At 66.4% G+C, this 24,295-nt stretch carries 22 protein-coding genes and 1 pseudogene; 16 read left to right on the plus strand and 7 right to left on the minus strand.

From position 1 onward, the window contains the following. Positions 1 to 255: 255 nt before the first annotated feature. Together C4U44_RS18635 and C4U44_RS18640 are read right to left on the minus strand one after the other, a co-directional pair. A complete protein-coding gene (locus tag C4U44_RS18635; protein ID WP_235032170.1) occupies positions 256 to 1,443 on the minus strand; it encodes a NaeI family type II restriction endonuclease in 1,188 nt (395 codons plus the stop codon). Positions 1,444 to 1,513: 70 nt separating this feature from the next. Continuing rightward, positions 1,514 to 2,587 (minus strand): DNA cytosine methyltransferase, encoded by a 1,074-nt coding sequence (locus C4U44_RS18640; RefSeq protein WP_103886959.1) that lies wholly within the window; start codon positions 2,585 to 2,587, stop codon positions 1,514 to 1,516. Between the two features lie 738 nt (positions 2,588 to 3,325). Here C4U44_RS18640 and C4U44_RS18645 point away from each other — a divergent pair. Further along, positions 3,326 to 4,531, plus strand: a complete 1,206-nt coding sequence (locus tag C4U44_RS18645) for a DNA sulfur modification protein DndB (RefSeq protein WP_103886960.1) — start codon at positions 3,326 to 3,328, stop codon at positions 4,529 to 4,531. 96 nt (positions 4,532 to 4,627) lie between these two features. On the opposite strand, the gene C4U44_RS18650 is transcribed toward C4U44_RS18645, so the two are convergent. Next, positions 4,628 to 5,830: an MrcB family domain-containing protein gene (locus C4U44_RS18650; protein WP_235032171.1), complete on the minus strand. Its 1,203-nt coding sequence runs from the start codon at positions 5,828 to 5,830 to the stop codon at positions 4,628 to 4,630. A gap of 503 nt (positions 5,831 to 6,333) precedes the next feature. On the opposite strand from C4U44_RS18650, the pseudogene C4U44_RS18655 reads away from it, so the two are divergent. From C4U44_RS18655 to C4U44_RS18665, 3 genes and pseudogenes are all read left to right on the plus strand, one after another. Further along, positions 6,334 to 6,959, plus strand: a pseudogene (locus C4U44_RS18655) (DUF6000 family protein). Between the two features lie 588 nt (positions 6,960 to 7,547). Then, positions 7,548 to 8,438, plus strand: coding sequence for a HamA C-terminal domain-containing protein (locus C4U44_RS18660; protein WP_103886962.1), 891 nt, complete (start codon positions 7,548 to 7,550; stop codon positions 8,436 to 8,438). Next, on the plus strand, positions 8,417 to 10,549 hold the full coding sequence (locus C4U44_RS18665; RefSeq protein WP_103886963.1) for a DEAD/DEAH box helicase: 2,133 nt from the start codon (positions 8,417 to 8,419) through the stop codon (positions 10,547 to 10,549). Before C4U44_RS18660 ends, C4U44_RS18665 begins: the two co-directional genes overlap by 22 nt. Positions 10,550 to 10,975: 426 nt before the next feature. Here C4U44_RS18665 and C4U44_RS18670 read toward each other — a convergent pair whose 3' ends face one another. Continuing rightward, positions 10,976 to 11,215, minus strand: a complete 240-nt coding sequence (locus tag C4U44_RS18670) for a GntR family transcriptional regulator (RefSeq protein ID WP_103887108.1) — start codon at positions 11,213 to 11,215, stop codon at positions 10,976 to 10,978. A 195-nt stretch (positions 11,216 to 11,410) separates the two neighbouring features. Here C4U44_RS18670 and C4U44_RS41555 point away from each other — a divergent pair, with 195 nt between their 5' ends. Further along, positions 11,411 to 11,560 carry a hypothetical protein gene (locus C4U44_RS41555; protein ID WP_160145058.1) on the plus strand — a complete coding sequence of 50 codons (150 nt, stop codon included), beginning with the start codon at positions 11,411 to 11,413 and terminating at the stop codon, positions 11,558 to 11,560. A gap of 72 nt (positions 11,561 to 11,632) precedes the next feature. Here C4U44_RS41555 and C4U44_RS18680 read toward each other — a convergent pair whose 3' ends face one another. Together C4U44_RS18680 and C4U44_RS18685 are read right to left on the minus strand one after the other, a co-directional pair. Then, positions 11,633 to 12,283, minus strand: coding sequence for a YdcF family protein (locus C4U44_RS18680; RefSeq protein WP_103886965.1), 651 nt, complete (start codon positions 12,281 to 12,283; stop codon positions 11,633 to 11,635). Next, positions 12,280 to 13,074, minus strand: coding sequence for a GntR family transcriptional regulator (locus C4U44_RS18685; protein WP_103886966.1), 795 nt, complete (start codon positions 13,072 to 13,074; stop codon positions 12,280 to 12,282). The genes C4U44_RS18680 and C4U44_RS18685 overlap by 4 nt, the downstream gene beginning before the upstream one ends. A gap of 492 nt (positions 13,075 to 13,566) precedes the next feature. Here C4U44_RS18685 and C4U44_RS41560 point away from each other — a divergent pair, with 492 nt between their 5' ends. The 8 genes from C4U44_RS41560 (at position 13,567) to C4U44_RS18720 (ending at position 20,247) form a co-directional block, all read left to right on the plus strand. Beyond that, complete coding sequence (locus tag C4U44_RS41560) at positions 13,567 to 13,737, plus strand: hypothetical protein (protein ID WP_160145059.1); 171 nt, start codon at positions 13,567 to 13,569, stop codon at positions 13,735 to 13,737. A 68-nt stretch (positions 13,738 to 13,805) separates the two neighbouring features. Beyond that, positions 13,806 to 14,108 carry a hypothetical protein gene (locus tag C4U44_RS18690; protein WP_103886967.1) on the plus strand — a complete coding sequence of 101 codons (303 nt, stop codon included), beginning with the start codon at positions 13,806 to 13,808 and terminating at the stop codon, positions 14,106 to 14,108. Next, positions 14,105 to 14,392 carry a DUF6303 family protein gene (locus C4U44_RS18695; protein WP_103886968.1) on the plus strand — a complete coding sequence of 96 codons (288 nt, stop codon included), beginning with the start codon at positions 14,105 to 14,107 and terminating at the stop codon, positions 14,390 to 14,392. The genes C4U44_RS18690 and C4U44_RS18695 overlap by 4 nt, the downstream gene beginning before the upstream one ends. Next, complete coding sequence (locus C4U44_RS18700) at positions 14,389 to 15,474, plus strand: DUF2637 domain-containing protein (RefSeq protein WP_235032172.1); 1,086 nt, start codon at positions 14,389 to 14,391, stop codon at positions 15,472 to 15,474. The genes C4U44_RS18695 and C4U44_RS18700 overlap by 4 nt, the downstream gene beginning before the upstream one ends. Then, complete coding sequence (locus C4U44_RS18705) at positions 15,471 to 15,845, plus strand: RRQRL motif-containing zinc-binding protein (protein WP_103886970.1); 375 nt, start codon at positions 15,471 to 15,473, stop codon at positions 15,843 to 15,845. Before C4U44_RS18700 ends, C4U44_RS18705 begins: the two co-directional genes overlap by 4 nt. A gap of 76 nt (positions 15,846 to 15,921) precedes the next feature. Further along, the gene (locus C4U44_RS18710) at positions 15,922 to 17,412 is read left to right on the plus strand and encodes a hypothetical protein (protein ID WP_103886971.1); all 1,491 of its coding nucleotides are present in this window, start codon (positions 15,922 to 15,924) and stop codon (positions 17,410 to 17,412) included. A gap of 1 nt (position 17,413) precedes the next feature. Then, a complete protein-coding gene (locus C4U44_RS18715) occupies positions 17,414 to 19,513 on the plus strand; it encodes a hypothetical protein (RefSeq protein WP_103886972.1) in 2,100 nt (699 codons plus the stop codon). A 212-nt stretch (positions 19,514 to 19,725) separates the two neighbouring features. Further along, positions 19,726 to 20,247, plus strand: a complete 522-nt coding sequence (locus tag C4U44_RS18720) for a hypothetical protein (RefSeq protein ID WP_235032173.1) — start codon at positions 19,726 to 19,728, stop codon at positions 20,245 to 20,247. Positions 20,248 to 20,327: 80 nt separating this feature from the next. Here the strand turns inward: C4U44_RS18720 and C4U44_RS18725 are convergent, their stop codons facing one another. After that, positions 20,328 to 20,654: a hypothetical protein gene (locus C4U44_RS18725; protein WP_103886973.1), complete on the minus strand. Its 327-nt coding sequence runs from the start codon at positions 20,652 to 20,654 to the stop codon at positions 20,328 to 20,330. On the opposite strand from C4U44_RS18725, the gene C4U44_RS18730 reads away from it, so the two are divergent. The 3 genes from C4U44_RS18730 to C4U44_RS18740 are packed head-to-tail and all read left to right on the plus strand — an operon-like array spanning position 20,653 to position 23,692. Then, entirely contained in the window at positions 20,653 to 21,372 is a 720-nt protein-coding gene (locus C4U44_RS18730) for a class I SAM-dependent methyltransferase (protein WP_103886974.1), read from the plus strand. The genes C4U44_RS18725 and C4U44_RS18730 overlap by 2 nt on opposite strands. Next, a complete protein-coding gene (locus tag C4U44_RS18735) occupies positions 21,369 to 22,214 on the plus strand; it encodes a bifunctional DNA primase/polymerase (RefSeq protein WP_103886975.1) in 846 nt (281 codons plus the stop codon). Before C4U44_RS18730 ends, C4U44_RS18735 begins: the two co-directional genes overlap by 4 nt. 2 nt (positions 22,215 to 22,216) lie before the next feature. Further along, entirely contained in the window at positions 22,217 to 23,692 is a 1,476-nt protein-coding gene (locus C4U44_RS18740) for an ATP-binding protein (RefSeq protein WP_103886976.1), read from the plus strand. Positions 23,693 to 24,295 lie beyond the last annotated feature (603 nt).

Raw genomic sequence — 24,295 nt, forward strand, 5'->3', positions numbered from 1 at the left:
GGCCCCCGCGCACCCCGGAAACCACTGAGGGGCCCGCGGCCAGCGTATTAGCTGGTCACAGGCCCCTCAAGAGGTGTGGCGGCACGTGGATTCGAACCACGGTAGGCTAAGCCGACGGATTTACAGTGGGCTCCTTTAACCGCCTATGAGCTGCGAAGTTCTGTGTGCCTCATTCCCCGGGGAACACCTGGGGGAGGACGCCGCGCTCTCACCGGGCGCGCCATAGCCCGGCTCAGCGCACCCGGGCGAAGTCGGTCACAATCCATCGATCTCTCGGTCATCAGGCAAGTCGGGCGCCGGGTGGGGTTCACCATCCAGCTCACTCTCACGAACGCGCGCCCAGAACTGGCCGTCCACCGAGAACTTCGGTCGCGCATCGTCGGATGAGACGGGAACAAGGCGGGTGGAGATCCACTCGCCCTTGATCGGTACCGGCAGTTCGAGAGCGCGGGCGACGTGTGGGTGTGATCCTTGGTGACCCAGCACGACGATGCCCTCCGGACGCAGCTTCTTCCTTGCGTCGCGGGCTCGCTTCGGCGAGTCGTCCTGCTGGCCGACGGTCAGCACGGTCTGTCTGCCAATGAGCCGGTCCGGAACCTCGCGAAACAGCTGATTCACCCGCTGCTGTCCCGATGCTCGGCCCCGCGTTGATGCAGTGAGAATCCGCTCGCGTGTTTCGGGTTCCAGGTGGCGCAGCAGGTTCGTCGGCAAATCTGTCTGGAGCCCGCCCCAGAGCCAGTGCACCTCAGACTTGGCGCCGTAGTCGAGCTTGCGTTTGTTGTCTCGGTTGTAGGCACGTACGCGGTTGCCGTCTGCATCCCGCTCCTGCCTCCATCGCAGGCGCTCATCGGTGATACGCACTATGCCCACGGCCCACTGGCACGTGTCATCGTTCATCCAGGTCAGGACTGCCACATGGTTGGCCCGGCCACTACGCTCGCCGTGGTCAGCGCACAGATACATCTCCATCGGGATCTCCCAGCCTCCGAGATCTTTGGAAAACTTGCAGTCGATGTCGAGGCCAGCTATGGACCAGTCGAGGTCAGCGCCGTTGTCGATGTCGAACTCTTTGGTGAGGTTCACCTCGACGGTTGTGCCGAGATGCGTCTTCTCCGTCTTTGTCAGTTGCTGGTACGCCCAGCGCCCCGTCCGTGGACCATCGAGCAATTCGTCGAGGGAGTCACGGAGCGCCCACCGGAAGCGCTCTCGCGCCTCCGGCCGGTCGTAGAACCACTCCACGAATGGGGCAAGGTCATCGGGTACACGCTGCTGAAGACCAGGCTGGATCCGCCACTCGCGCGGCACCCTGCCCATGGGCTCGCCCGGCGGATCCCAGGTGCGGAACGTGTTGCGGCGCGAGTACTTCGCCGCCAACGCTCGCGACTCCTGCAAGCCAGCCTGAGCGGCGTCCTCCGGGAACGGCAGACCCTCTTGTATCGTCACGCACTGAAGTCTGGCAGCAGGCATCGAGCCCGGTTCTACGAACCCCGCCACGGGGGACCGCGGTCAGCAATCAGCACTCAACGGGAGAGGCATCCTCGACCGGCTGGCGAACCGTCCACGTATTAAGACCTTGCAGCTTGTCATCACTCGGGCTGTCCCAGCCGAATGCAGTGCTCAGGACATGCATAGCCAGTCTAGGAGGCACGGCGTTGCCGATCTGCTGACCGACGTCACGTCCGGACCAAGGGTAGTTGGTCGGGAAGGTCTGAAGGCGGCCTGCTTCCGAGAAGGAGAAGCGGTCGAGTTCGGAGCCGTCCGGGCCGACTACCCGGTTACGGGAGATCTTCCCCGTGACTGTGGCGGACGGCTCATCGGACCGCCTGCGACCGCGAGCTTTCGGGTCGCCACCGGTGCCGTAGTTGGAGATGACCTCGAAGGCGGTCGGTCGGCTGATCACGTCTGCCATTGTCCGCCACGGCAACAGGTTCGTGTCCCCGGAGTCTTGCCCGACGCCCTTGCGGTAGATGCGGTGTGTCGCTGATGGGAGGGTCACCGGGTCCTTGCCGTATCGGGCGATCAGGACAGCCCGCCGACGGGTTTGGGGGACCCCAAATGCTTCAGTGTGCAAGATGCCGCAGTCGACCTGGTAGCCCTCCTCGACCAGTGCCTTCGCATATGCCTTCCAGACCGGAAGTACAGCGGGCACCTGCTCAAGGACGATCGCCCGGTAAGGGCGGTCGAGTTTGTCGATGGCGTCGAGCGCCCACATGAGGGGTTGCAGGACGAGCCCCGTCCGCTCGTCGTCCAGCTTGGCAAGGTCCTTCTCGATCTCCTCGCGATCGTCCCGGGCCACGAGCCGTTCAACAAACGTCAGAACTTCGTCGAGGGCCCTGCGGCCGACGCCTGTTCCCGCGACGGTGAAAGTCTGGCACGGCGGCCCGCCAGCCAAGACGTCCGCCTCGGGGAAGTCGGAGGGTCCATATAGACGGACGTCACCCTCGGCTGTCTCAAGCCCCGCGGCACGGCGGGTAGTACATGCGGCCGCGTCCCATTCGACGCCCACCGTGGAGACACCAAGCTTCTCCGCTGCCACGTCGAGCCCGCCGGGGCCGGCGAAGAGGTCCACGATTTTGGTGGGCTGCACTCAAGTCTCCAGATGTGTCTTAACGGGGCGACAATGCTCCGAACTCCGCGAGCCTGGTTGCCCGCTCTGACTGCCGCTCGCCGGAGACGATGCAGCGTACCGCGAGGCACGGACAACGAAGCTTCATCCTCTTGCGATGTCGTCCTCTCCCTGACGAGGAGGGCCCGGAGCTCCCTGCGGACGCTCCCGCGAGAGGCGCCCCATCGCGTTGCCCGCTCCTCCGTTGAGGTCGCGTATGGCAGCCCGCCGTGCTGGTCTTCTCATATGGGGCTGATCGGGGGCGGCGGCGCTCGCCCACCTGCGACGCGCAAGGAGCACCACAGCGGTTTTCACGAGGACCGCCCCCGAGAAACATGCATACGTTGACCTGCCTGGCCCGGACCGTTGCTCATGATCGCGCGATGTGGCCCGTGCATAGCCCGTGGGGTCCCACCCCACGCGCTTTCCAACGGCGCCTATGAGCGTTCGAGCGTTCCGCCTGGGTGGCGCCAGCCTCTCCCCGCACACACCCTCTCCTGTGGGCTCAAGTCCATCCGATGCGGCCCGCGCGACCCCTGGTGCCGCGTCCCGAAGCGTCCGCTCCCCGGCTGCGCCATACGTCAGTTCGATTACGTATTACGTGCTCGATATCGCGTAGAATCCAACTGTACGTTGCATTCTGTTTTGCCTACGTGACAATTATCGCGTAGCTTCCTCTCGGTCGGACGTACTGAACGTCCGCGAGCGAAGGAAGCCAACGTGGAAGAGACCACGGAGCCCAGCGGCCCCGCTGTCGTGCCATCCCGACCGAAAATCCCGTACGGGCGCGTCGCGTACCCGGCTATCGGCTACAAGATGGGTAGCCGGCAGATGGTGACCACCGTGATGAGCCCGGTCACCTACGTCGGGACCGTCGGCGACCGCGAGAACTGGGACCCGCTGCAGGGAACTGGGACCAACCGCAAGGAGGACAAGAACCACCGCCAGGCCATTGCCAAGTACATCGAAGAGACCGACGACTACGTCCTCAACTCGGTCCTTGTGTACTACAGCCTCGACGACGCCGAGTTCATGGCGGACGACCCCGAGGCTCCGATCAGCATGGGCACGCTCTACGTGCGGCCGGGTGCGAAGGCCAAGGTGGGCGACGGCGGTCACCGCACCTCCGCCTACGGCGACGTCATCGAGGCCCACCGGCATGGCGACGACGTGCTCCACCGGCTGCAAGCCAACGGCCAGCCCGTGATCGTAGTGCTAGACGACGACCAGGCACGTCGGGCGCAGGACTTCACTGACCTGCAGCAGAACGCCAAGCCGCTCAACGCGTCTATCGCACAGTCCATGGACCGCCGACAGGCGATCAACATGATGCTGCTGGAGGAGGTGCTCAAGGGCGGACGGGTGTCGCTGTTCGAGGGGGGTAAACGGATCGAGTTCCTCACCGACTCGCCCGGCAAGCTTTCGCCAAAGCTCACGGGCTTCAAGACGCTCCGGTACGCCACGGGCACGCTCCTGGTCGGGACCGGCCCCCGTTCGTCCCGGGCCTGGGACGAGGCCGTCGCGGTCGAGATCGCTACCGCCGGACATGACGACGCGCTTCAGAGGATGGTCGATTTTTGGGCCGGGTTCGGCGCTCTGCCCGAGGTGGCAACCGCTCTGGCGATCCCCAGCGGGATGGTCAAGCTGCGCGAAGCCACGTGGCTGACCAGTGCCAACGTCTTGTACGCGCTGGCCGCAGCGGTGCGCGAGGTCACACATGGCACCAACGTGAGCATCGCGCAGGCGATGAAGGCGGCCGCGGCCATCGACTTCACCCGCGCGGGGAACACCTTCCACGGCACCCTCGTCGAGCCAGCCAAGTACGACGACGAGGGCAACCTGGAGGCCAAGGAGAAGGCCATGACCGGCCGAGACGCCTGGGAAGGAGCCGCAGAAAAGCTGGCCGCCAGAATGCGGCAGAACTGACGGCAACAGCTCGACCCGCTGACCTCAGCCGCTGAAGCGGGACCCCCGGAATTGAGGTCCGGGGGTCCCGCTCCAGTCTGTACCACGCCACGGCCGTCACGCGCGTGGAAGCTGGCCCACCTGCCGTTGTGGAGGGACGACAACTGGCGATGGTGCCTCTTCGGTTTGACTGGCTGACCCTCCGCCGACCTGGGTTCGATAGGCGTAAGAGATCACCGTGAGGTCTTCGTCCTCGACGGCCCAAGGAGAGGTGCAGTGCAAGACGCCCCCGGACGCCATTGGCTCCGCCCCTGTTCGGTCCAACTCGATCGAGTGCACGACAACCAACGCGTTGTCGGGGTAGTACTTACGCTGCTTCTCCACCTCGTTGCGGGTAAGGATCACCTCCAGCCCAGCCGAGGTGGTCCCTTTGACCTCAACGTGCAGCCGTCCCCCTTCTCTCCTGAGCAGGAGGTCGAAGGACTCCTTGTCGCCAACGTCCTTGACCGTCCAACCCTCGGCCTTGAAGTACTCGGTGGCCAGGCGGACGCTCTGACGCTCGATGGCCTTGCGCTCGCTCGACGTCAACAGGAAGCCCTGGCCCGCCCTGGGCGACCGCGCGCCGCCGCGGGTACGACGGCCGGCGGTCTTCGCCGCGCTCTGCTCCGCCTCCAAGACCTCCGGAGTCGGATCCCCCGGGATGTACGGGGCCAGACGCTCAGCGGCATACAAGATGCCGAGAAGCCCAGCCATGAAGCGCAGATCCTCCAACAGGATTTCCTGCCCCGGCAGTCGATCCCGCTCGTAGGAGATGGCCAACACGTTGCCAGGACCGTAGCCGCGCCCCAGGGGTGTCCGAGCGTCTAGCTCTATGGTCTCGTGCAGGTCCGAGCGCCTGGCCGTAGCCCCCATCAGCAGAGGCCGGGCCCAGTCGACACGAGCCCGGAGATCCTCGACTCTGCGCGGTTTGAACACCCCTCCTGTCCAGATGGTCGTCCCCTGGTTCAACGACAGGTAGACCCGGCGACCGGAGGCACTGAACAGATAGACCACGTACCACCCAGTGGTCGAACTGGGCGACTGCTCCCGTCCGAAGACTCGGACCCACGGAATCTCCGACTTGAGACCCGTACCGTCTCGCCCCTCGACGCCCAAGTCGTCCACCAAAACGCCCAGCGCTACCGACAACCCATCCCCGTACGCACGCAAGAGCTCGGGCAACTGCTGCCGGATGACGACGCCGCGTTCCCGCATCTCTTCCGTGTTACTCGCCGCCCAAGACGACTGCCGCGCAAGGACCTTGCTCAGGAGATCATCCACGCGGGGCAGCGTAGACCTGAACACTGACATCCCAGGGCGGTAGGTACATGGGACAACTCAGCGGCCTGCGACGGGTTTGGGCTACCACTTTCCACCCTGAACCTCGGGTCTGGGATCTCGCCGATGCACGACGCCTTTACAGTGAATCGGCTTCGCCCCTCCCGACCAGCCACTTTGTGCCTATTTGGCCCGTTTGGGGAACGCCGGGAGAATGATCAAGCTCTTAGGTGAGTCAGCAGGCAACGCTCACTTGGGGAACGTCGGGCACGGACCTCTCCCACCTGACCGGCACAGAGCACCAACGGTCATCCTCGTCAGGTGAAGTGCGCCGACGTTGCTGTCGGGGATTGCCGTCAGGCCGCCGCTGAGAACGTGAAGACGGACCAGCAACCGCGCACCCCCGTCCCATCCCTCCCAGTGAACGTTACGGCAAGCCCATCGAATGATCCGGACGACCTCACAAAGGACTGGCTGGGCACCGCTGCTCCGGACAGGATGCCGTCATGCGCTTCGCCAACGAGGATCCCGAACTGCTCACACTGGTCCACCGCTACGTCAGACCCGACCGGCGCTACCTCAAGCTCGGCGGAAACGCCCTGCGGCTGGCCGAACCCGAGCGCGCGCAGTTCACACGAGACCTGGGCGAGGCTGCCGGCGAAATTACCCCGCACGACCTGGGCACCCTGCCCGAAGGTGGATGGCGTGAGTGCAATACCGCCGACTGGCTCATAGCCGTCGCCCGCAGAATCGAGTTCCGCGAACCCTCGGCGAACTCCTCTTCGCCAGGCAATGGCCCGGCGCCGGGGCGGCCTACTGCGTCGCCCTCGCCACCTTCCGCACATCCGCCGACGCCACCTTCCTGGCCGCCTACCTCGACCGCTACCTGCGCCTCCCCGACCTTTACTACGACCAGCCAGCCGCCCTCGGCAGGCTCTGGTTGCTCGACGCCAAGCTCGGCACGCATCAGGCAGAGCAGTTCCTCGCTCCGGACGGCCTTTGGCAGCAGTGGATCGACGGCCCGCCCAGCAAGGACTACAACACGCTGGACCACTACCGCAAGTTCATCGGCCAACTCTGTCTTTTCGCTGATCAGAGGGCCAGACACTGCACTCGGCAGGGTGACACCTGAATGGGGACGCGTGCCTCTACGGCGGTCTCGTCGTCGGGATCTACGCATTATGAGTTGTCCGATCTTGGTCCGCGACGGTCCATGAACATCCTTCGTCACAGGTCAAACGGCGATCTAGACGCGGAGGAACGACTCCGGACCACGGCAGACCATCGGACAATCGAGACCGGAACTGAGACCGGTCGGCCTCTGATCTGCGGACGCTGTGAGCCGTCGGCCAACCTCCGTGCAAGTGCCGCACACGGCTCCCGAGAAGCCTGACACTCCTGCGTATGGGAGCAGGGGTGCACCCGCTTTGATGTCGCCGAAACCCGGGGCGAATTGCTCTGAACCTGGGCTACCTCTCTACAGCTAGGCCCAGTACGCGTACCTCACACTTGATAAATCGATCATATTTTCGAATATGAAGCTGAAGGCACCTTTTTCTCGTCGAACTGTGCCTGAGCGACCCACAAGCGACAGAACGGGTGCATCATGTATGCCGGGCGGGAGGCGAGGAGGGGGAATCTTGCACTCATCTGTTGATCGCTGGCGTGTGGCGTCGGTGCTGGTGGTAGCCGTCTGCGACGCTCTCAGTGGCGGGATCTCATGACCGGCCGGCGCGCCATCCTCGAAGTCCTCGTTGACGATGCTGGCATTAGCCCGGCATTGACGGGACTCTGCGCTGGATACGAGTTGGGCGAATGGCGACGCAGCGCACTGGCCAAGACAATGTTCTACAGTCTCCCCGAATTTGCGCTGTCACCCAGTGAAGCTGCGGATTTTACCAGCGGCACAGGCGTGGAAATGCTTAGTCGAGCAGTCAAAAATATCTACCTCACCGATAGGTACCATCGACGCGGCGAGTTTGGCGAACTACTCCTTCACGTGGTCCTCAGAGAAGTATTTCACACTGAAATCGCCATCAGTAAGATATTCTTCAAGGATTCCCACAACGACACAGTCAAAGGATTCGACGCCGTCCATGTTATAGCCGACCCGAGCGGAAAGCTCGAATTGTGGCTTGGGGAAGTCAAATTCTACGATAATCTGGCCCGCGCCATCCGAGACGTTGTGGCCGAGTTACATGCACACGTGGACTCCGACTATCTGCGCTCGGAATTTGCAGCCATCGGAGGAAAAATCGATAGTTCCTGGGCTCACGCCGAGGAAATGAGGCAACTGATCGCAAACGAGGTCAGCCTGGATGAGATATTCGATAACCTGACCATCCCCGTCCTTCTCACATATGACAGTAGAGTAGTCGCCGACCGCGTACTTGAGTTGAGCAAGGATCTGAACGTTCCTCCGAGCGCTACAGCAGAGGCTTACCGAACTGCATTTGAGGACGAAATCAGGGCTGGATGGAGTAGATTTACTGGAGCAGGCCTGCCGCAGCGGGTTAGAATTCGGTTGATTCTCGTTCCACTGCATGAGAAGAGGACTCTTCTGTCAGACCTCCATGAGAGGCTTAAGGCATGGCAGCAAGCAACAGCTTGACTTTAGGTACTGCGCGCGAACTCATCCGCAGCGCCCCTTCTGGACGTGAGTTCGACGTTCTCCAATACGTCGCGAGTCTGCTTCCGGCAGGTAGGGACACTTCCGGAGCTAGGGATCTACTGCTTCGAGTCCTAGACAACGCCGAGCCATTCGCCCAATTCAGCGGCTTGCTGAACAGTCTCCTGCGCTCAGTTGGACTCTTTCCGTACCTATCGACGGAAGAATTATCGCTTCCCGATCTAATCGCTTACGAAGCACACAGGCCTGTCGACTACGATCAGGACATCGTGTTCCATGAAGTCCAAGCTCGGGTTTACAGAAAGCTCCTAGCCGGAGAAAATGTGATCCTGAGCGCTCCCACGAGTTTCGGGAAGAGCCTGGTCCTAGACGCGTTGATTTCCTCCGAGCGATTTGAAAATATCGCGGTCGTGCTTCCCACTATCGCCCTCATCGATGAAACGCGCCGGCGCCTATCTCGATTCCGCGGACGCTATAAAATAATTACTCATCCCGGGCAGCCAACCGGGACTCGGAATGTACTGGTGATGACGCAAGAACGCCTACTCGACATGCCCGAGCTTCCGAATATCGAACTCTTTATGATTGACGAATTCTACAAGCTGGATATCAGGAGAGGTGATCGAGACCGGGGCATTCTTCTAAATCAGGCACTCCGACGCTTGATGCAAACGGATGCAACATTCTACCTTGCAGGTCCCAATATCCAGGCGCTCGCAGAGAATCTTCCGGCAGTGTTCTCGGCGAGTTTTATTGCTACGGACTTTGCGACGGTAGCCAGCGACGTCAAGATCCTTCCTGCTCTGCATCGCGATACCGCAATTGAGACCCTCTCGGCCCTCTGCTCGGAGCTCAAAGGACCAACCCTAATTTACTGCAGCTCGCCCAACCGCACCCGCCAGGTTACGGAAGGGCTTATGAACGCCGGGCTAGGGCATGACGCCGTGTCTCTGCGCCCCGCCGCAGATTGGCTCGCGGATAACTACCATGAAGAGTGGCTCGTAAGCAAGGCTCTTCGACGCGGCATCGGAATCCATCACGGCAAGATTCCTAGATCATTGGCCCAATATCAAGTTTCAGCGTTTAATGAGGGAAAGATTGACTTCCTCGTTTGTACCTCGACTCTAATCGAGGGCGTCAACACGTCGGCGAAGAATGTCGTAATCTTCGACCACAAACTGAACAGGAAAAATCTCGACTATTTCACTTTCTCGAATATAAAAGGGCGCTCGGGCAGGATGATGCGTCATTTCGTCGGAAACGTATTCGTATTCCGCGATCCCCCGCGCGATGAACTTCCTACTGTCGATGTTCCACTCTACAGCCAGGGCCCTGAAGTACCAGACAGCTTGCTAATTCAATTGAGCACTGAAGAGCTAACCACTGATGCGAGACGAAGGATGGAGAAATTTAACACTCAGACCGAGGTTCCACTTGATACTCTGAGAGGAAATACTGGGCTAGATCCTAACGATCAGATCTCGCTGGCAAAGTATGTCCGCCAGCAAATTGGCACTCTTGGGCCACTTCTATCTTGGCGGGGATTCCCACGCTATGAGGAACTAGAAGCAACCTGTGATGTGATTGCGAAGCATCTCCACAAAATACAAGGTCGCGACGGAGGTGTCTCGTCGCCCCGACAACTTGCATACAGGATGAACGTTCTCGCCAACTCACAGGGAGACATCAAAGAGCTAATCGACACTGAGATTGCAAACCCGTATGGAAGCTCTGATGCAACCGACGCTGTCGAACAAGTTCTAGATTTCGTGCGCCAGTGGGCAGGTTTCGAATTTCCACGCCTGCTGACGGCGACTCAGAACATCGTATCCCCCATCCTCCGGGAGCACGGCTATCGCGCGTGCGATTATCGACCGTATGCGGTGTCCGCCCAGAATCTATTCTTGCCTCCCTACGTTGGCGATCTCGAAGAATACGGCCTTCCAGCTCAGCTTGTGATGAAAATTCTCGGACGCCGTGCCCAGCCGACATCCTTGGACAACTTGCTGGCGGCGCTAGCATCCACGCGGCCAACATCAGAAATGAATTCGTTCGAAGGATCGTTGCTAAGCAATTTTCAGCGCTATATTTAGACAGCCCAGCTCTTCGGTCCAGCTTCACGCCCACTCAGACGACCAGTGCGGCAAGCTCCATGGCTTCGAATCCGACGGGATGCATATCTGCGCTGGAGGCGAGGATCCCGTGAGAAGGTGCTCACCGTCGTGAATCCGTACGGCCGTAGGGCCAGCATCCAACGCGTCGACAGCTCGAATTGAATACGCCTCGGTCATTTGGGCGTACACGCGGGAACCACCTGACTTCGGTAGTCTCGCTGGAGGTGTGCTTATTGCCGCCAATGGGTCGGCACAAGAACACCAAAGCAACGCCCCCTGGTCCTGTTCTTGTACACGCCTGTGAGCCGTAGGGCATCCACTTTGATAGCAGTCTCTTCCAGTCTTGCACCAGTGGCAGTGCGAGCAGAGCAGGCGCGGAGCGACCACCAAGCTTCTGCTGGCGGGCTACTGTCCTGGCTCTGTAGCCAGAACGAAGGTGCCCTTGTTGGGCAGTGTGGCGACCAGGCCGCGCTCGCGTAGCTCTGCGACAGCCCGACGGGCGGTCCCGGGCGCGACTCCGTACTGCGCGCCCATGTCCCGCTCGTTCGGGAGGCGGGCCCCAACCGGCAGCGCGCCGGACCTGATCTCAGCTTCGACCTGGTCAGCAACCTGTACGTAGACGTACTGCGGGAACTCTCCGCTCATGACCTGAACGTAAGGCGGCACCCTGCCCCGGGCATCCTCAGATAGCCGCATGGGGCGCCATGGAGCGCTATATAGCGGTACCGTCTGAGCAGGGAGAACCCCCGCGACCGTAGAGCCGGTCCGGGGGTCAGCCGACTACGAGGAGTCGACGTGGCCGAGCGGGACGCGCGTGACGAACCGAAACCACTCGCCGTGGTGTCTGGCATTGCGGCCGAGGGCAGGGCCCAGACCGCCTATCGGGTCTACCTCAACCACATGAGGGACTGCGAGGAGTGCTCGCAGTCCCTCTTCCAGTGCCAGGAAGCGGCTGACCGGTGGAAGCTCTACCTGGAGGCGCGAAGGTGATCGCGCCGCGCGCCGTCATTCGTCAACACGGGACAACGGGTGACCGTGGCCGTTGGCCCAGTGACAGGGCGATCATTGGGCCACGAGACGGCTCGTGAAGCCATCCGCCACGAGCCGTTCATAGGCTTGCCGGACGTCGGCCGGTACGTGCTGCGGGACGGTGAAACCCTGCTCCGGGTACATGATTAGGCGCTGCTGAGCGCCGACCATCATGTCGATGACGAGACGTGTGTCGCCGATTGTCTGGGCGTAGGTGGCGAACGTCGCATCGGCCGATGCACTGAGCCACTCGACCTCTGGCCAGATCTTCCGAGCGGTTGCGTAGGCGCGCCGTTCCTCGTAGGGCTTGCTGACCAGCAAGGCCGATCGAACGACCACCCGTTGGTCTTCAAGTAGGGCCCGAGCGAAGCGGATGTTCTCGCCTGTGTTGCAGGCCCTAGGCTCGACCAAGATGGCCTCGGCCGGCACTCCCAACTCCACTGCCCGGGAACGGTAGTGCTCGGCTTCTCCGCGGGGCATTCGCTCGCGCGTCGTGGGGCTATTGCCACCGGTGAACACGATGAGCGGGACCATGCCGCGGTGATAGAGGTCCGCTGTCGCGTCCGCTACGCCCAGGTCATGGCTGCCGAGACCGATGGCCACGGAGCATGGTCGGACCTCGTGGCCCATCTTCTGGAAGTCCCAGAGCCGTTGAGCGTCCGACCATGCCTGTGCTGAGATCACTTCGGCTTGTCCCCCGACTTTGACGAGTCGGGCACGTCGAAGTCGTACGTCCAGGCGAAGCGCGTGGCCGCATGGACACCGATCGCGTGCTCCACTACCGTCCCGTCGGCCGTGAAGGTGGTGCGATGCAGTTCGACCACCCACTCACCTGCTGAGAGCTGGAGCAGCTGAATCTCCGCGCTTGTGGGGACGCGCGCGAAAAGCGTCTCCTGCATGTGGTCGATCTCGTATCCCGCATCGTAGAGGACGCGGAAGCCGCCGCCCCGTCCAGCCGGGCCCGGAGCCGGGTCTACGATGCGCGTTCCTTCCACGTGCTCAGGGCGGTAGTAGCTAGTCAGGGTGTGCGTGGGCTGCGTGCCCTCCTTGACCAGCCTGGCTCGCGCGTACACACTCGCGCCCTCCGGCAAACCGTGAGCTTCCGCCACGGCAGCAGGGGCCGGCACCAGACTGACGGTCTGGGTCTGCTCGTCCCTCTTGTACGCCCGTCCCGAAGCCACTCGGTCTGCGATGAACGCGACTTCGTCACTGTCGCGCCACTTCGCCTTGTCGTACCGAGCGATACCGAGACGCTTCAGCGGTGCCTGGTGGCGGACAACCGTGCCGTGCCCGCGTGAGGACGTGACCAGTCCCTCCGCCTCCAGCGCCTTGTATGCCGCGTGGACCGTGGACTTTGAGCCTTCACCTTGTTCCACCAGGTCTCTGATCTGCGGCAACTGAGCCCCCGGCCCGTAGTCACCACGTCTGATCTGTTCGGCCAGCCGGTCCGCAAGTTCCCGCCACTTGGGCGCCATGCCGCACTCCTCTCGACGCGATCTAGTCAACCACAGTCCCAGGACTGTTGACAGTCCCGGGACTGTGGTGCACAGTCATGACTGCGCGCCGCAGTCCTAGGACAGCGGGAAGCGACGGCCCTTCTTTGGGCTGCATGAGTACGCCCAGAGGGCCCCGTGAAACGGGCTCGAAGGAAGCGCTCGTTGCTTGAGAACTCAATACATGGGCCCCGCCTCCCGGAGTTGAAACGGCGGTTCGCGTGGCTGTTGAGCTGCGCGTTTGCAGTCCTGTGCTGCACGTCGTTCACCGCGCTCGTCCGGCGGTGGTCGGCGTGGGGTTGCAGGAGCACCCCACGAAACGAGTGCGGCCCCGGTGGGCAAACACCGGAGCCGCGTACAGGCAACTGACTAGGAGAAACCTGTGTTCACCAGTCTGACAGACGCCGAACGCGAGGAGCTGTCGCGTAAGAACGCCGAGGTCAACAAGCGTTCGGAGAACGGAAGTGGCCGCCGGTGAGTGCTGGCGATCCGCTCGCTCAGCATCTTCAGTCGCAGGCCGATGAGTGGGCCGCCGCGATCGGGTCGCAGGACCCTCCGGCGTCCGGCAGTGACCTGGCTTGGCAGCAGGACATGGTCCGTGACGCCTACGCGGATGCCGCCCACCTCGCCGATCAGCAGCAGTGATTCCCGATCCCCCGGGCCGGCCGCGCTTGCGGCCGGCCCGGGCCTTCTTCCGTTCGGAGACGATCCCCATGCAGCACGACTTCATCGGCCCCCACCGTGCCGATTCCACCGTCGACTTCCTCGAACTGGCCCTTGGCACCCCGCTTGACCTGTGGCTGGGTGAGGAGGGCGAGACCGGCGAGGAACGCGCCGCCCGGCTCGCCGCGGCGCGCGACATCCTCGCCGACGACCCCACCTTGTTCGACCGCACCACCGCGCTCGCCGCGGAGACGATCGGCCGCACCCGCCCGGAGCTCCTGGCGCTGGCGCCCGTGCCCCGCCCGATCGCCCGGCCCCGCCGCCGCACCACGTCGAAGCGGAGGGCGGCATGAGCGCCGACCGCGCCCTGATCTCCCACCGGGACTACCACTGGTCCCTGATCGTGGTGCTGCTGGGCATTCCTGCCTCGCAGTACCCGGAGTTCGAGTGGGCGGACAGGGCCGCGATCCCCACTCCCGCGCAGCGCCGTGACGCGCTTACCGCCATCGGGTACCAGGCCGCTCCCGGCAAGGAGTGGGAGTGGACCGAGATGTACCCCGACCCCGACGCCCCGCCGGCCCCGGTCGAACTGATCGCCGCCATCGACGTGCACCCCGCCGGGGGTGAAGGACCGTGAGTCTTCCGGATTCCCCGGCCGCGGTGCGGTCGGCTGAACGGGTCCTGACCGCCGGAACCTGGTCCATCACGGCCGGCGCGGTGCTGTTCTCGGTGCTGACGGTCACGCCGTTGATGCGCGAGCACAGCGCTCCCGGATGGGGCTGGACGGCGCCGATTCTCCCGCTAGTGGTCGATTCCGCTGTCGTCATCGTGGTGCGACTGGATGCCACCCTGGCCCGGCTGGACGGGCACGGCGGCCCGTGGCCCGTAGTGCTGCGGTGGCTGACCGGACTGTTCACCCTCGCCCTGAACATCGGTGACAGCGCGTTGCACCGCGACGGAGTCGGGGTGAGTGTTCACCTGGTCGCGCCCGCGCTGCTGATCGTCACGTCGGAGGCGTCGCTGTCCTACCGGCGCGCGCTCGCCGCGGCCCTGGCGCGCATCGACCGTGAACGCCGTGAACAGGCTGTTCACGAGCAGGCACAGCGGCAAGCCGAGGTCGAGCGGGCCCGCCAGGAGCGCCAGGCCGAACGCGAGGCTGCCGAACGTACTCAGCGGGAGGCCGAAGAGCGTGCCGAGCGGCGTGCGCGGGAGGAGCGGGATGCGCGAGCGGCGGAACTTGCCGCAGGTCGCGAGCATGAAGCCCGCATGGCGCGTGAGCAGGCCGACCGGGAAGCCGCCCGCGAGCAGGCCGCGCGCGAGGAGCGCACGCAGGCCCGTGAACGCGAGCAGGCCGACCGTGAACGCCGTGAACAGCAGGAGCGTGCGCGGGCCGAACAGCAGGCTGCGGAGCAGCAGGCCGCTGCGGTCGCTGCTGCTGAGCAGGCGGCGCGTGAACGGGCCCGTGAACACGATCGGGCTGAGCATGAACGCCATGAACGGGCTGCTGCTCGGGCCGCGGTGCTCGCCGCGACCGGCAAGCTCCCCGAGGACGAAGCGCTACAGGCCGTGTCCGAGTACGTGGCCGCGGGCAAGACGGTCCGGGAGATCGCGGACCTGACCGGCTGGTCGATCGGCTGGGTGTCCACCCGTGCTGCGACCCTGCGCGAGACCCCCGCATTCGGCACCGCGCTCGACGCCGACGCGGTGGTGTCCGCGTGAGCCGGTTCTACGATCCGGCCGGCACCCGATACGGGCTGCCGACCTTCCCGTATCGCCTGGCGCCGGACGGACACGCCACCCGCCGCCAACTCCGCGCCCGCGGACTGCGACCGGGCGGGCAGCCGATCGCCGCACAAGTGCTGTGGCGCTCGCGGAAGACCTGCGGCGCGGTCCGCTGCGCCTACCTCTACCGCATCGAGCAGGCCAAGCCGGTCCGGCCGATGACGCCCGCGAAGTGGGCGGCCCTGGCCAAGGCGAACGCCGCACGCCGCGTGTGCCCGGCATGCCGCACGGATGCGGGATACGTCATCCCGCGCTCTCTCGGCATGTGCGCCACCTGCGCCTTCCCCGAAGAACAGCGCGCCGCATAACCCCTGTTCGCGGGCCCGACCAGTCACCTTCCACAGCTCTGGCCGGGCCCCACTCCCCTAAAGGAGCGCACTCAGCATGACGGAACTGAGCACCGAGCCGGTAGCCGCGCAGGCTGCCCAGAGCGCACCGCCCCCGCAACCGCCCAACCCGCCCCGGACCACCGAGGTGGAGCACACGCCCGGCGGTTGGCCGGTCGTCCCCCTCGCGCTGACCGGCGCGAACAGCACCGTCGGCATGGTCGCCGCCGCTTCGCTTGCGGGCGGCCCGATCGCCGCAGTGGTCGCCGCGACCGGCGCGGTCGTCCTCGGCACGGTCGCCGCCACCCGCTCACGCAAGCCCAGCGCGCGCCGCACGTCCCGACGCGCCGCCGCCCGCACCGCCCGCCGCAACTCCGCCCGGGCCGCGGGCCTGCGGAGCAGCAGGTCAGGAGCGGGCATCCTCGCCGGTCGCAGCGGCAGCCTCTCCGGCCAGCATCGCCGCGGCACCACGGTGACCGGCGGCAAGGCCGGTCGGGAACCGTCCCGGAACGCGACCGGCAGCACCAGTCGCCCCGCCGCAGGTCGCCTCGGGCAGATAAAGGCACTGCGGTCGGCGCAGCACGAAGCGGCCGGCACCCGTGCCGGGCAGCGCATGCAAACCGTGGAGGCCCGCCGCGCGGTGGCCGATGCCCGCCGCAGCCCCAAGGCTGCCGCTGGCCAGCACCGTTTGAGCAAGGGCCATGCGGGGCGCGGCCTGGTCGGTGGTGCGGCCCGCAAGGCGCGGGCCGCGCAGACTGCGGCGATCGCGAAGAGCCGTGCCCGGCGGGACGCCAAGACCGCCGGGCAGGTCGCAGCCAAGCGGTCCGAGGTGCGTAAGGCACCCGCCCGCAAGGCGGCCCGGCAGGCACTTCGCCGGTCCGCGGCCCGCGCTCACGGCCGGCGCCTGCTGGCCGCGCTGCTCGCCCTGCCCGTCGGGGTGTTGGGGCTGCTCACCAGCCCGCTCGGCCGGAAACTCGGCTTGCCCTGGCTGGTCCACCCCGGCCGCCGCCTGTTCAAGCGGCTGACCGCCACGGCGCGCGAGCAGCGCGCCGTCCGCGACAAGGCCATCCGCGACGAGCTGAGCGAGAAGGAAGCTGCCGCCGACGCCCAGGCCGAGGCCGAGGCCGCCGACGCCATCGCCGACAGCGTCCAGCGGCCCAAGTCCCCCACCAGCACCGCATCCGAGGTCAGTGAAGGAGAGCATGTGTCCGGTTTCCGGTTCGAAGAGGCAGCCGCGGAGATGGAGCAGGCCGCCAACGCCTACGACCCCGACGACGCCATGGAGATCCTCGCCATGGTCGAGGGACTGCCCGCCGCGCTGACCAGCGTGGCGAACGTGATGAAGATCCTCGCCGAGCGGTCCGACAGTGAGTTCCCGCTGGAGAAGGAAGTCGCGGACGGCTTCAACGACATGTTCGGCGCGCTGATGAGCGCGGTCGCGGTCGCCGAGGACATGGGCCCGCTGTTCCGCGACGTGCACGCGCAGGACATCGCCCGCCATGAGGACCCCCGCAACGGCACCGAGGCCGAGAAGGGCTGGAACGTCTGAGATGAGCACTGCCACCGCCCACAAGAGCGATGGCCCGGTGCTGGACTGGGCCGCCGGTCACGGACCTGTGACCGGCGCCCTGTCCGCCACCACCGGAGCCTTCGCCATCGCCACCACCGGCGCTGCCACTGCCATGCCGCCCGGCTGGGCCCTGGCCGTCGGCGCCGCCGGCGCCCTGGGACACACCATCGTCGGCCTGCGCCTGCGCAACGCCGGACGCACCCTGACCACCCGCGCCGCATCCTGGCTGATCGGCGCCGGGTGGACGACATGGGCCATGACCCACGGGCCCCTGACCTGGGCCGCGCTCGGGTCGTTGGCCACGATCGGCGTCGGGATCGGCGCCGCCGCCCGCTCGGCCGCACTGTACGAGGAGGCGCGGGAGGAGGAGGCCCACGCCACCGAGCAACGGCAGATCGCCACCGACCTGTCAGCCGAGCGGCGCACGATCGCCGCGGAGTGGGCGGACCGTATCCAGCGGGTGTGCGGGATCACCGTGCGCGTGCTGGGTGTGGAGATGTGGCCGACCGGCGCCGGGTTCTCCCTCGACGCCGAGCTTCCGCCGGGCGGCGCCACCTGGTCCAAGGTCGCAGCCGAGTCCGCGCGGCTGTCCGCGGATGCCCGGCTGCCGCACGGCTGCACCGCTACCGCGGTCCCCGGCATCGACCAGGGCCGGGTCATCATCGACGTGACCACGGTCAACGTCCTGGAAGAGACCCGTACCTACCCGAGCGAGTACGGGCCGCTGTCGGTGCTGACCGGTATCCCGTGGGGCTACCGCACCAACGCCGAACCCGTGCTCGCCTACCTGCGCGAGCAGTGCGCGCTGGTCGTGGGCCCCACCGGATCGGGCAAGACCAACATGGTCCACTCCATCCTCGCCGGGTTCGCCCGCGCGCAGGACGTGCTGACCTGGGTGATCGACCTCAACGCCGGTTCGGCCGGCCTGCCCTGGGTCCTGCCCGCCCTGAGCGGCGAGATCCAGAGCGAGGAGGGGAAGCCGGTACGGCCCGGGGTCGACTGGCTCGCCGGGACCTTCGAGGAAGCCGCCGCCATGCTGGACGCCGCGGTCCGGATCGCGAAGCACCGGAAGATGGCCTACCAGGACGTACTGGCCAAGGCCAACACCGATCTGCTGCCGATCGACCGGCGCACCCCGCAGATCATGCTGGTCATCGACGAGGGTGCCGAGATCCTGGTCAGCACCGACCGGCAGATGCGCAAGCTCGCCGAGAAGATCCTCGAAGTCATCCGGATCGCCCGCGCGATGGGCCTGCGCACGGTGCTCACCGCGCTCGGAGCCACCGGGAGCGTGCTGGGCAACCTGATGATCCGCCGGGAAGCCAAAGTCCGGGTCGCGCTGACCGGCGGCGAGACCGAGGGCATGGACCTGAGCAAGATGTTCCCCGGCACCCGCGGCCTGCGCGTGGACCAAGCCCCCTTCAAGGGAGCCGGGTTCATGAGCACCCCCGAATCCCCTGTCGCCCTGTTCAAGGCGTGGCGGATCAAGCCCAACCAGATCCGGGAGATCACCGCCGCCACCTCCGAGCGGCATCCCGTGCTCGACGTCGTGTCGGCCAAGGCGGCCGGGCCTGCCTACGCCCGCCGATGGGACACCGACCGCACCGCATGGATGCGCGAGCACACCCCCGACGCCGGCAGCAGTGGGGACGGGCTGAAGCTGACCGCCCTGTCCCGCCAGGACACGGCCGAGCCAGTCTCTCCGGAAGAGGCGATGCTGCGCGCGTTCCGCGAGCAGATTGACGAGCAGTTCGACACCGCACCCGACCCCAACACCCCCGAGGCCGACAGCGCCGACCCGGCGGCCGGCGGGGGCGGGCTGAACCTGTCCGCGCTGCGGGGCGAGCAGGACAGCCCCGCCCAGCGTGAAGCACTCGCGCTGCTGCTCGCCGCGGGCCCGGAAGGAACCGGTGCATCCGCGATCGCCCGCGCTCTGGCCGACGCGCACGGCACGACCCGGCAGACCGTCGTCGGCTGGCTCAAGACCTGGGTCAACGACCGCACCGCGGTCCGCGTCGGGGAGGGCACCAAGGCCCGCTACGTGCACGCCCGGCACGCCCCGCAGACGCCCGAGGACTGACCACTTGTCGCCTGTCGCCACCGCATCCGGCACAAGGCCACCCACACCCAATGGAGGGTCTGGAAACGGCTTGTGACCTGCGAGGCGACAAGCGACAAGACAAGACAAGCGACAAGCCGCACGACAAGCGGGACGACAAGTCACGCGACAAGCCAGGCACGGGCAGCACCCCACCCCCGGGGTGCTGCCCGCCTCGTTGAAGGGACCCCGTTGTGCACCCGGACACCACCACCCCGAGCACCCCCGAACCGCCCCGCCGGCACCTGCGCCTGACCGACTCCGAGGCCGCAGCGCAGGCCCGGCAGATCATCGCCGACGCCTACCGGCCCGTGCCGCAAGTGCCGACTTCCTACCGCGACACCGCGCCGCTTCCCACCTACGGCACCACCCCGCCCGTCGCCCAACCCGACACCCGAGTCGTGCCCGGATGGGCCGCCGGGACCGCCGTCGCCGGCATCGGTGTCGGGAGTGCCTGCGTCGGCGTCGGCTGCGGCATCTGGCTCGCCTGCCAAGGATTCTCCGCCGTGACCCTGACCAGCGTCCTGTTCGTCACCCTCCCCATCGCCGCCCTGGCGTCCGTGGTCGCCGCCATCGCCGCGGCCGCGCGCTCCTTCAAGGCGACCCACAACGAGACCCACCACCACTACGCCGGGCCGGTCACCCAGCAGACCACCAGCCAGACCAGCCACACCCGCGGGCTGATCGCCCACACCCGCAACGACCTGCGCCACTAAACCCCTCGGGGGACTACCACCGGAGCCTGACGGCGGACCCACACAACCGTGAGCAGGCGCGGCCTGGCAGTGCTCATTGCCTACCGAGCGGCCTTCTTGCCGTTACGCCACGCGAGCGCCGTGAGGGACACCGTCATCAGCACGAAGGCGGCCCCGATCAGGAACAACAGGGTTGGCCATGACGAATGCCGCGGCTGTAACAGCGCCGTGCACAAGCCGCCGCACACCCCGACCGCACTCACCGAGGCGATCTGCAGGAGCAGCCACCCGAGCCCCTTGCGATTCAACCAAGTCGGCACGCATTCCCCCACATCACGGACGCCTAGGGCGACCGCCCCTCTCGCCAAAGAACAGCGGTCGCCCCAGCTCACCAGCAATCCCGTCAAGGAACTGGAGATCCTCAGCATGACCTATCCCCTGCCCGCCCGGCGCCCCCATCTGTGGCGGGTGCTGGACGCCTACTGCTGCATCGGCGGCGCGACCCGCGGCTACCAGTGGTTCGGTGCGCACGTGACCGGTGTGGACGTCCGGCCGCAACCGGACTACTGCGGTGACGACTTCCACCAGGGCGACGCGATCGCGTTCATCCGCGACCACGGCCACGAGTTCGACTTCATCCACGCCTCCCCGCCCTGCCAGGGAGAAGGCGCCCCCGCCAAGGGCACCAACGCCGCCCGCGGCAATGCCCACCCCCGCCTGATCGGCCCTACCCGCGCCGCGCTGGAGTCCACCGGCCGCGCGTGGGTGATGGAGAACGTGGCCGGCTCCCAGGTCCGCAAAGACCTGCGCCTGTGCGGGGAACAGTTCGGCCTCGGAGTGCTGATGCACCGGTACTTCGAGCTGGGCGGCTGGACGATCACTCAGCCGCCTCACCCCGTCCACCGCGGCTACGTCCGCGGGTGGCGGCACGGCGAGTACCGCGACGGCCCGTACGTGGCCGCCTACGGCAAAGGCGGGGGCAAGGCCACCGTTGCGGAAATGCGCCAGGCCAAGGGCATCGACTGGTCCCACGACCACTTCAACCTCCGCGAAGCCCTCCCCCCCGCCTACACCCGCTGGATCGCCACTGCCTATGTCGACTACCTCGCCACCCGCCCCGAAGCCCCCTGGGAGGTAGCCGTATGACCACCACGGCCAACACCCTGCTCACCGCAGCCCTGGACGTGGCCGCCGGTGGCCTGCCCGTCCTGCCACTGCGCAAGGGCAAGGTGCCCTTCGGGAACTGCCCGACCTGCGCCAGGAACGCGTGCGGCGGCCGGCCGAACATGAAGACCCCCGGCCCCTGCGCCTGCCCGCGGCCGTGCCACGGGTGGGCCGCCGCCACGACCGACCCGGCCGTCCTCACGTCGGCCGCCTGGGCGAGAGCCTGGCGGGGCGCGGCGGCCGTGGCCTACCACCCCGGCGGCGCCAGCCTGACCGTCGTCGACCTCGACACCACCGCGGCGGTGACGTGGGCGCGCGAGATGCTGCCCGCTACCCGGACCGTGCCCACCACCCGCGGCCAGCACTGGATCTACCGAGGCACCATGCGGTCGGTCAACGCGGTCCGGGACGGCGTGGACCTGAAGTCCTCCATGTCCTACGCCCGGTGGCTCGGACCCGGGACCGGCACCCTCACCGCCCTGCCCGCGGCCGTACACGCGCTGGCCGTGAAGGAAACCCCCGCGGTGCGGCCGGCGGCCGTCTCCGTTCCCACGGGGGCCCGAGGCGGGCCGTGCAGGCACCGCACCCCGGCCTACCTGGAGCGCGGCATCACCATGGCCGAGCAGACCATCACCGCCGCCCCGAGCGCCGTGCACGCCACCGTCTACCGCACGTTCCTCGCGGTGCTGTCCGCGCACGGCCGGTGCGGCTGCCTCACCGACACCCATATCGCGCGGCTGTTCACCGCCGCGCAGGCCAAGGGCGAATCCGTCCGGCACTGCACCGACGCGTGGACCAACGCCCGCACCCGGCTGGGGGTGTAGCCGTGTCCGACGACGACAAGACTCCGGGCCGGGAGATCATCGCCGACTACGCCCAGGAGCACTTCCGGTACTTCCGCACCGCCGACGGCACCGTCTACGCCCAACGCAACGGCCACCCCGTGGCCCGCCCGATCCGCTCCCAGGGCACCACCGGCAGCCACCGCCAGGAACTCATGGTCGGCCTGTTCAAGGACGGTTACGGCGTCTTCAACGGCACCGCGCTGAAAGAGGCACTGGACCTGATCGAAGCACTCGCCCTGTCCGAGGACGTCCAGCCGGTCCACATCCGCGTCGCGCCCGGGTTCGACGGCGCGACGTGGCTGGACCTCGGACGCAACGACGGGCAGTCGGTCCGTATCCACCCCACCGGATGGGACATCGCCATCCCCGACCCCCGCGAAGTGTGCTGGCGCCGCACCCAGCTCACCGGGGAACTCCCCCTGCCCGCCAAGGACACCAACAGCAAAGGCATCGACCTGCTGCTGAGACTGTGCAACTTCGCCACCGCCGAAACCGAATGCCTCGCCATCGCCTGGCTGATCGGCTGCCTCGGACCCTCCGTCCCGGTGCCGGCGCCGTTCCTCACCGGCCCGCAGGGCGCGGGCAAGTCCACTGGCGGGCGGATGCTCATCCGGATCATCGAGGGCATGAGCGGTGACCTGCGCCGCGCCCCGAAGGACGAGGAAAACCTGATCGCCGCGGTGGCGGCCGGGTGGGTCACCGCGCTGGACAACCTGAGCCACATGACCCCGGACCTGTCCGACGCCATGTGCTGCATCGTCACCGGCGCGGAGAACGTCAAGCGCGCACTGTTCACCGACGGGGACGTCTTCCGCGCCCGCTACCGCCGCCCCCTGCTGCTGACCGGCATCGACGTCGGCGTCATCCGCCCGGACCTGGCCGAGCGGCTGTTGCCGCTGCGGTTGGAGCGGCCCCGCGTGCGCCGTACCGAGGCGGAGTTGTGGGCGGAGTACGCGGAAGTCCTGCCCGTCGTCCTCGGGTCCCTGCTGGATCTGACGGTCAAGGTCCGGGCGGTGGACGTGGAGACGCCGACCGACCTGAGGATGGCGGACTTCGCCCACCTGTGTGCGCAGCTCGACGCCACGACCGGCCTCGGGGCCCTGCGCGCGTACCGGGCCAGCCTCGACGACCTCAACGACGACGTCATCGAAGGCGATCTCCTTGCGCAGACCGTCCTTATCCACGCCGAAAACCTCACCCCCGGCACCGAACAGCGGATGACCTCCACCGAGTGGCTTGCGTGCCTCAGCCGCCTCTACGCGGGCGAGGAACTGCGCTCCCTCCCGAAGGGCTGGCCGACGACCGGCAAAGTCCTCTCCGACCGCCTCAAGCGTCTACAGCCCACCCTCGCCGCCCGCGGCGTCCTCATCGACACCGGCCGCACCTTTGAGGGCCGCTACCTCGAAATGACTCGCCCCGCCGGCCCTGCCCCACCCGAGCAACAGCAGGCGTTCTGACCAGGCGCCCGGACAAGCAAGAGGAGCACCACGGGCGCGACGGCGCGGGTGCTCCTCTTGCTGTTCGGCCCACGGGCCGCCCAAAGGTCGCGCCGCGAAGCGGCCCCTTCTTCACGCCGTAAGGACCACCCCACAGACCACAGACACACCCTCCATTCGTTTCCTAAGAGGGAAGACGCTGCGTCATGTGCGTCATGCGGGCCGAAAACCCGGCTTCCACCTGCGGCAACGACCATGACGCAGACGGCGGGCCCTGCGTCATCCTGCGTCATCTGCGTCATGGGCCACGAGCCAGCAGAATCCGTCGCCGATGTTCGGGTGGTCCGGCGTGGCCGCTCGGGCGCGGTGCGGGCGTAGGCGTAGGAGCGCCAGTGCCAGCTGACGCACACCGTCTGCACGGACATCACCCCGCCGCGCGCGACACCCGATGACGCATCCCATGACGCAGGCATGACGCAGCCTCATGCCGCTGCGTCATGCAAACCCGCAGGTCAAAAGCCCGCATGACGCACATGACGCAATGACGCAGAAATCCGAACCTCGGACAGACGCGCACCGGACCGTTTCTCCCCCACGCCCCGCCCTGCCAGACACCGCCGCCAA

The organism is Actinacidiphila yanglinensis (assembly GCF_900107965.1).
In the GTDB taxonomy this organism is placed as follows: domain Bacteria; phylum Actinomycetota; class Actinomycetes; order Streptomycetales; family Streptomycetaceae; genus Actinacidiphila; species Actinacidiphila yanglinensis.

Bases quoted from the DNA above. Each gene is read 5' to 3' on its own strand.
- C4U44_RS18660 (WP_103886962.1), top strand. From the start codon at position 7,548: ATGACCGGCCGGCGCGCCATCCTCGAAGTCCTCGTTGACGATGCTGGC.
- C4U44_RS18665 (WP_103886963.1), top strand. From the start codon at position 8,417: ATGGCAGCAAGCAACAGCTTGACTTTAGGTACTGCGCGCGAACTCATC.
- C4U44_RS18670 (WP_103887108.1), bottom strand. From the start codon at position 11,215: ATGAGCGGAGAGTTCCCGCAGTACGTCTACGTACAGGTTGCTGACCAG.
- C4U44_RS18685 (WP_103886966.1), bottom strand. From the start codon at position 13,074: ATGGCGCCCAAGTGGCGGGAACTTGCGGACCGGCTGGCCGAACAGATC.
- C4U44_RS18690 (WP_103886967.1), top strand. From the start codon at position 13,806: ATGCAGCACGACTTCATCGGCCCCCACCGTGCCGATTCCACCGTCGAC.
- C4U44_RS18695 (WP_103886968.1), top strand. From the start codon at position 14,105: ATGAGCGCCGACCGCGCCCTGATCTCCCACCGGGACTACCACTGGTCC.
- C4U44_RS18710 (WP_103886971.1), top strand. From the start codon at position 15,922: ATGACGGAACTGAGCACCGAGCCGGTAGCCGCGCAGGCTGCCCAGAGC.
- C4U44_RS18715 (WP_103886972.1), top strand. From the start codon at position 17,414: ATGAGCACTGCCACCGCCCACAAGAGCGATGGCCCGGTGCTGGACTGG.
- C4U44_RS18730 (WP_103886974.1), top strand. From the start codon at position 20,653: ATGACCTATCCCCTGCCCGCCCGGCGCCCCCATCTGTGGCGGGTGCTG.
- C4U44_RS18725 (WP_103886973.1), bottom strand. From the start codon at position 20,654: ATGCTGAGGATCTCCAGTTCCTTGACGGGATTGCTGGTGAGCTGGGGC.
- C4U44_RS18735 (WP_103886975.1), top strand. From the start codon at position 21,369: ATGACCACCACGGCCAACACCCTGCTCACCGCAGCCCTGGACGTGGCC.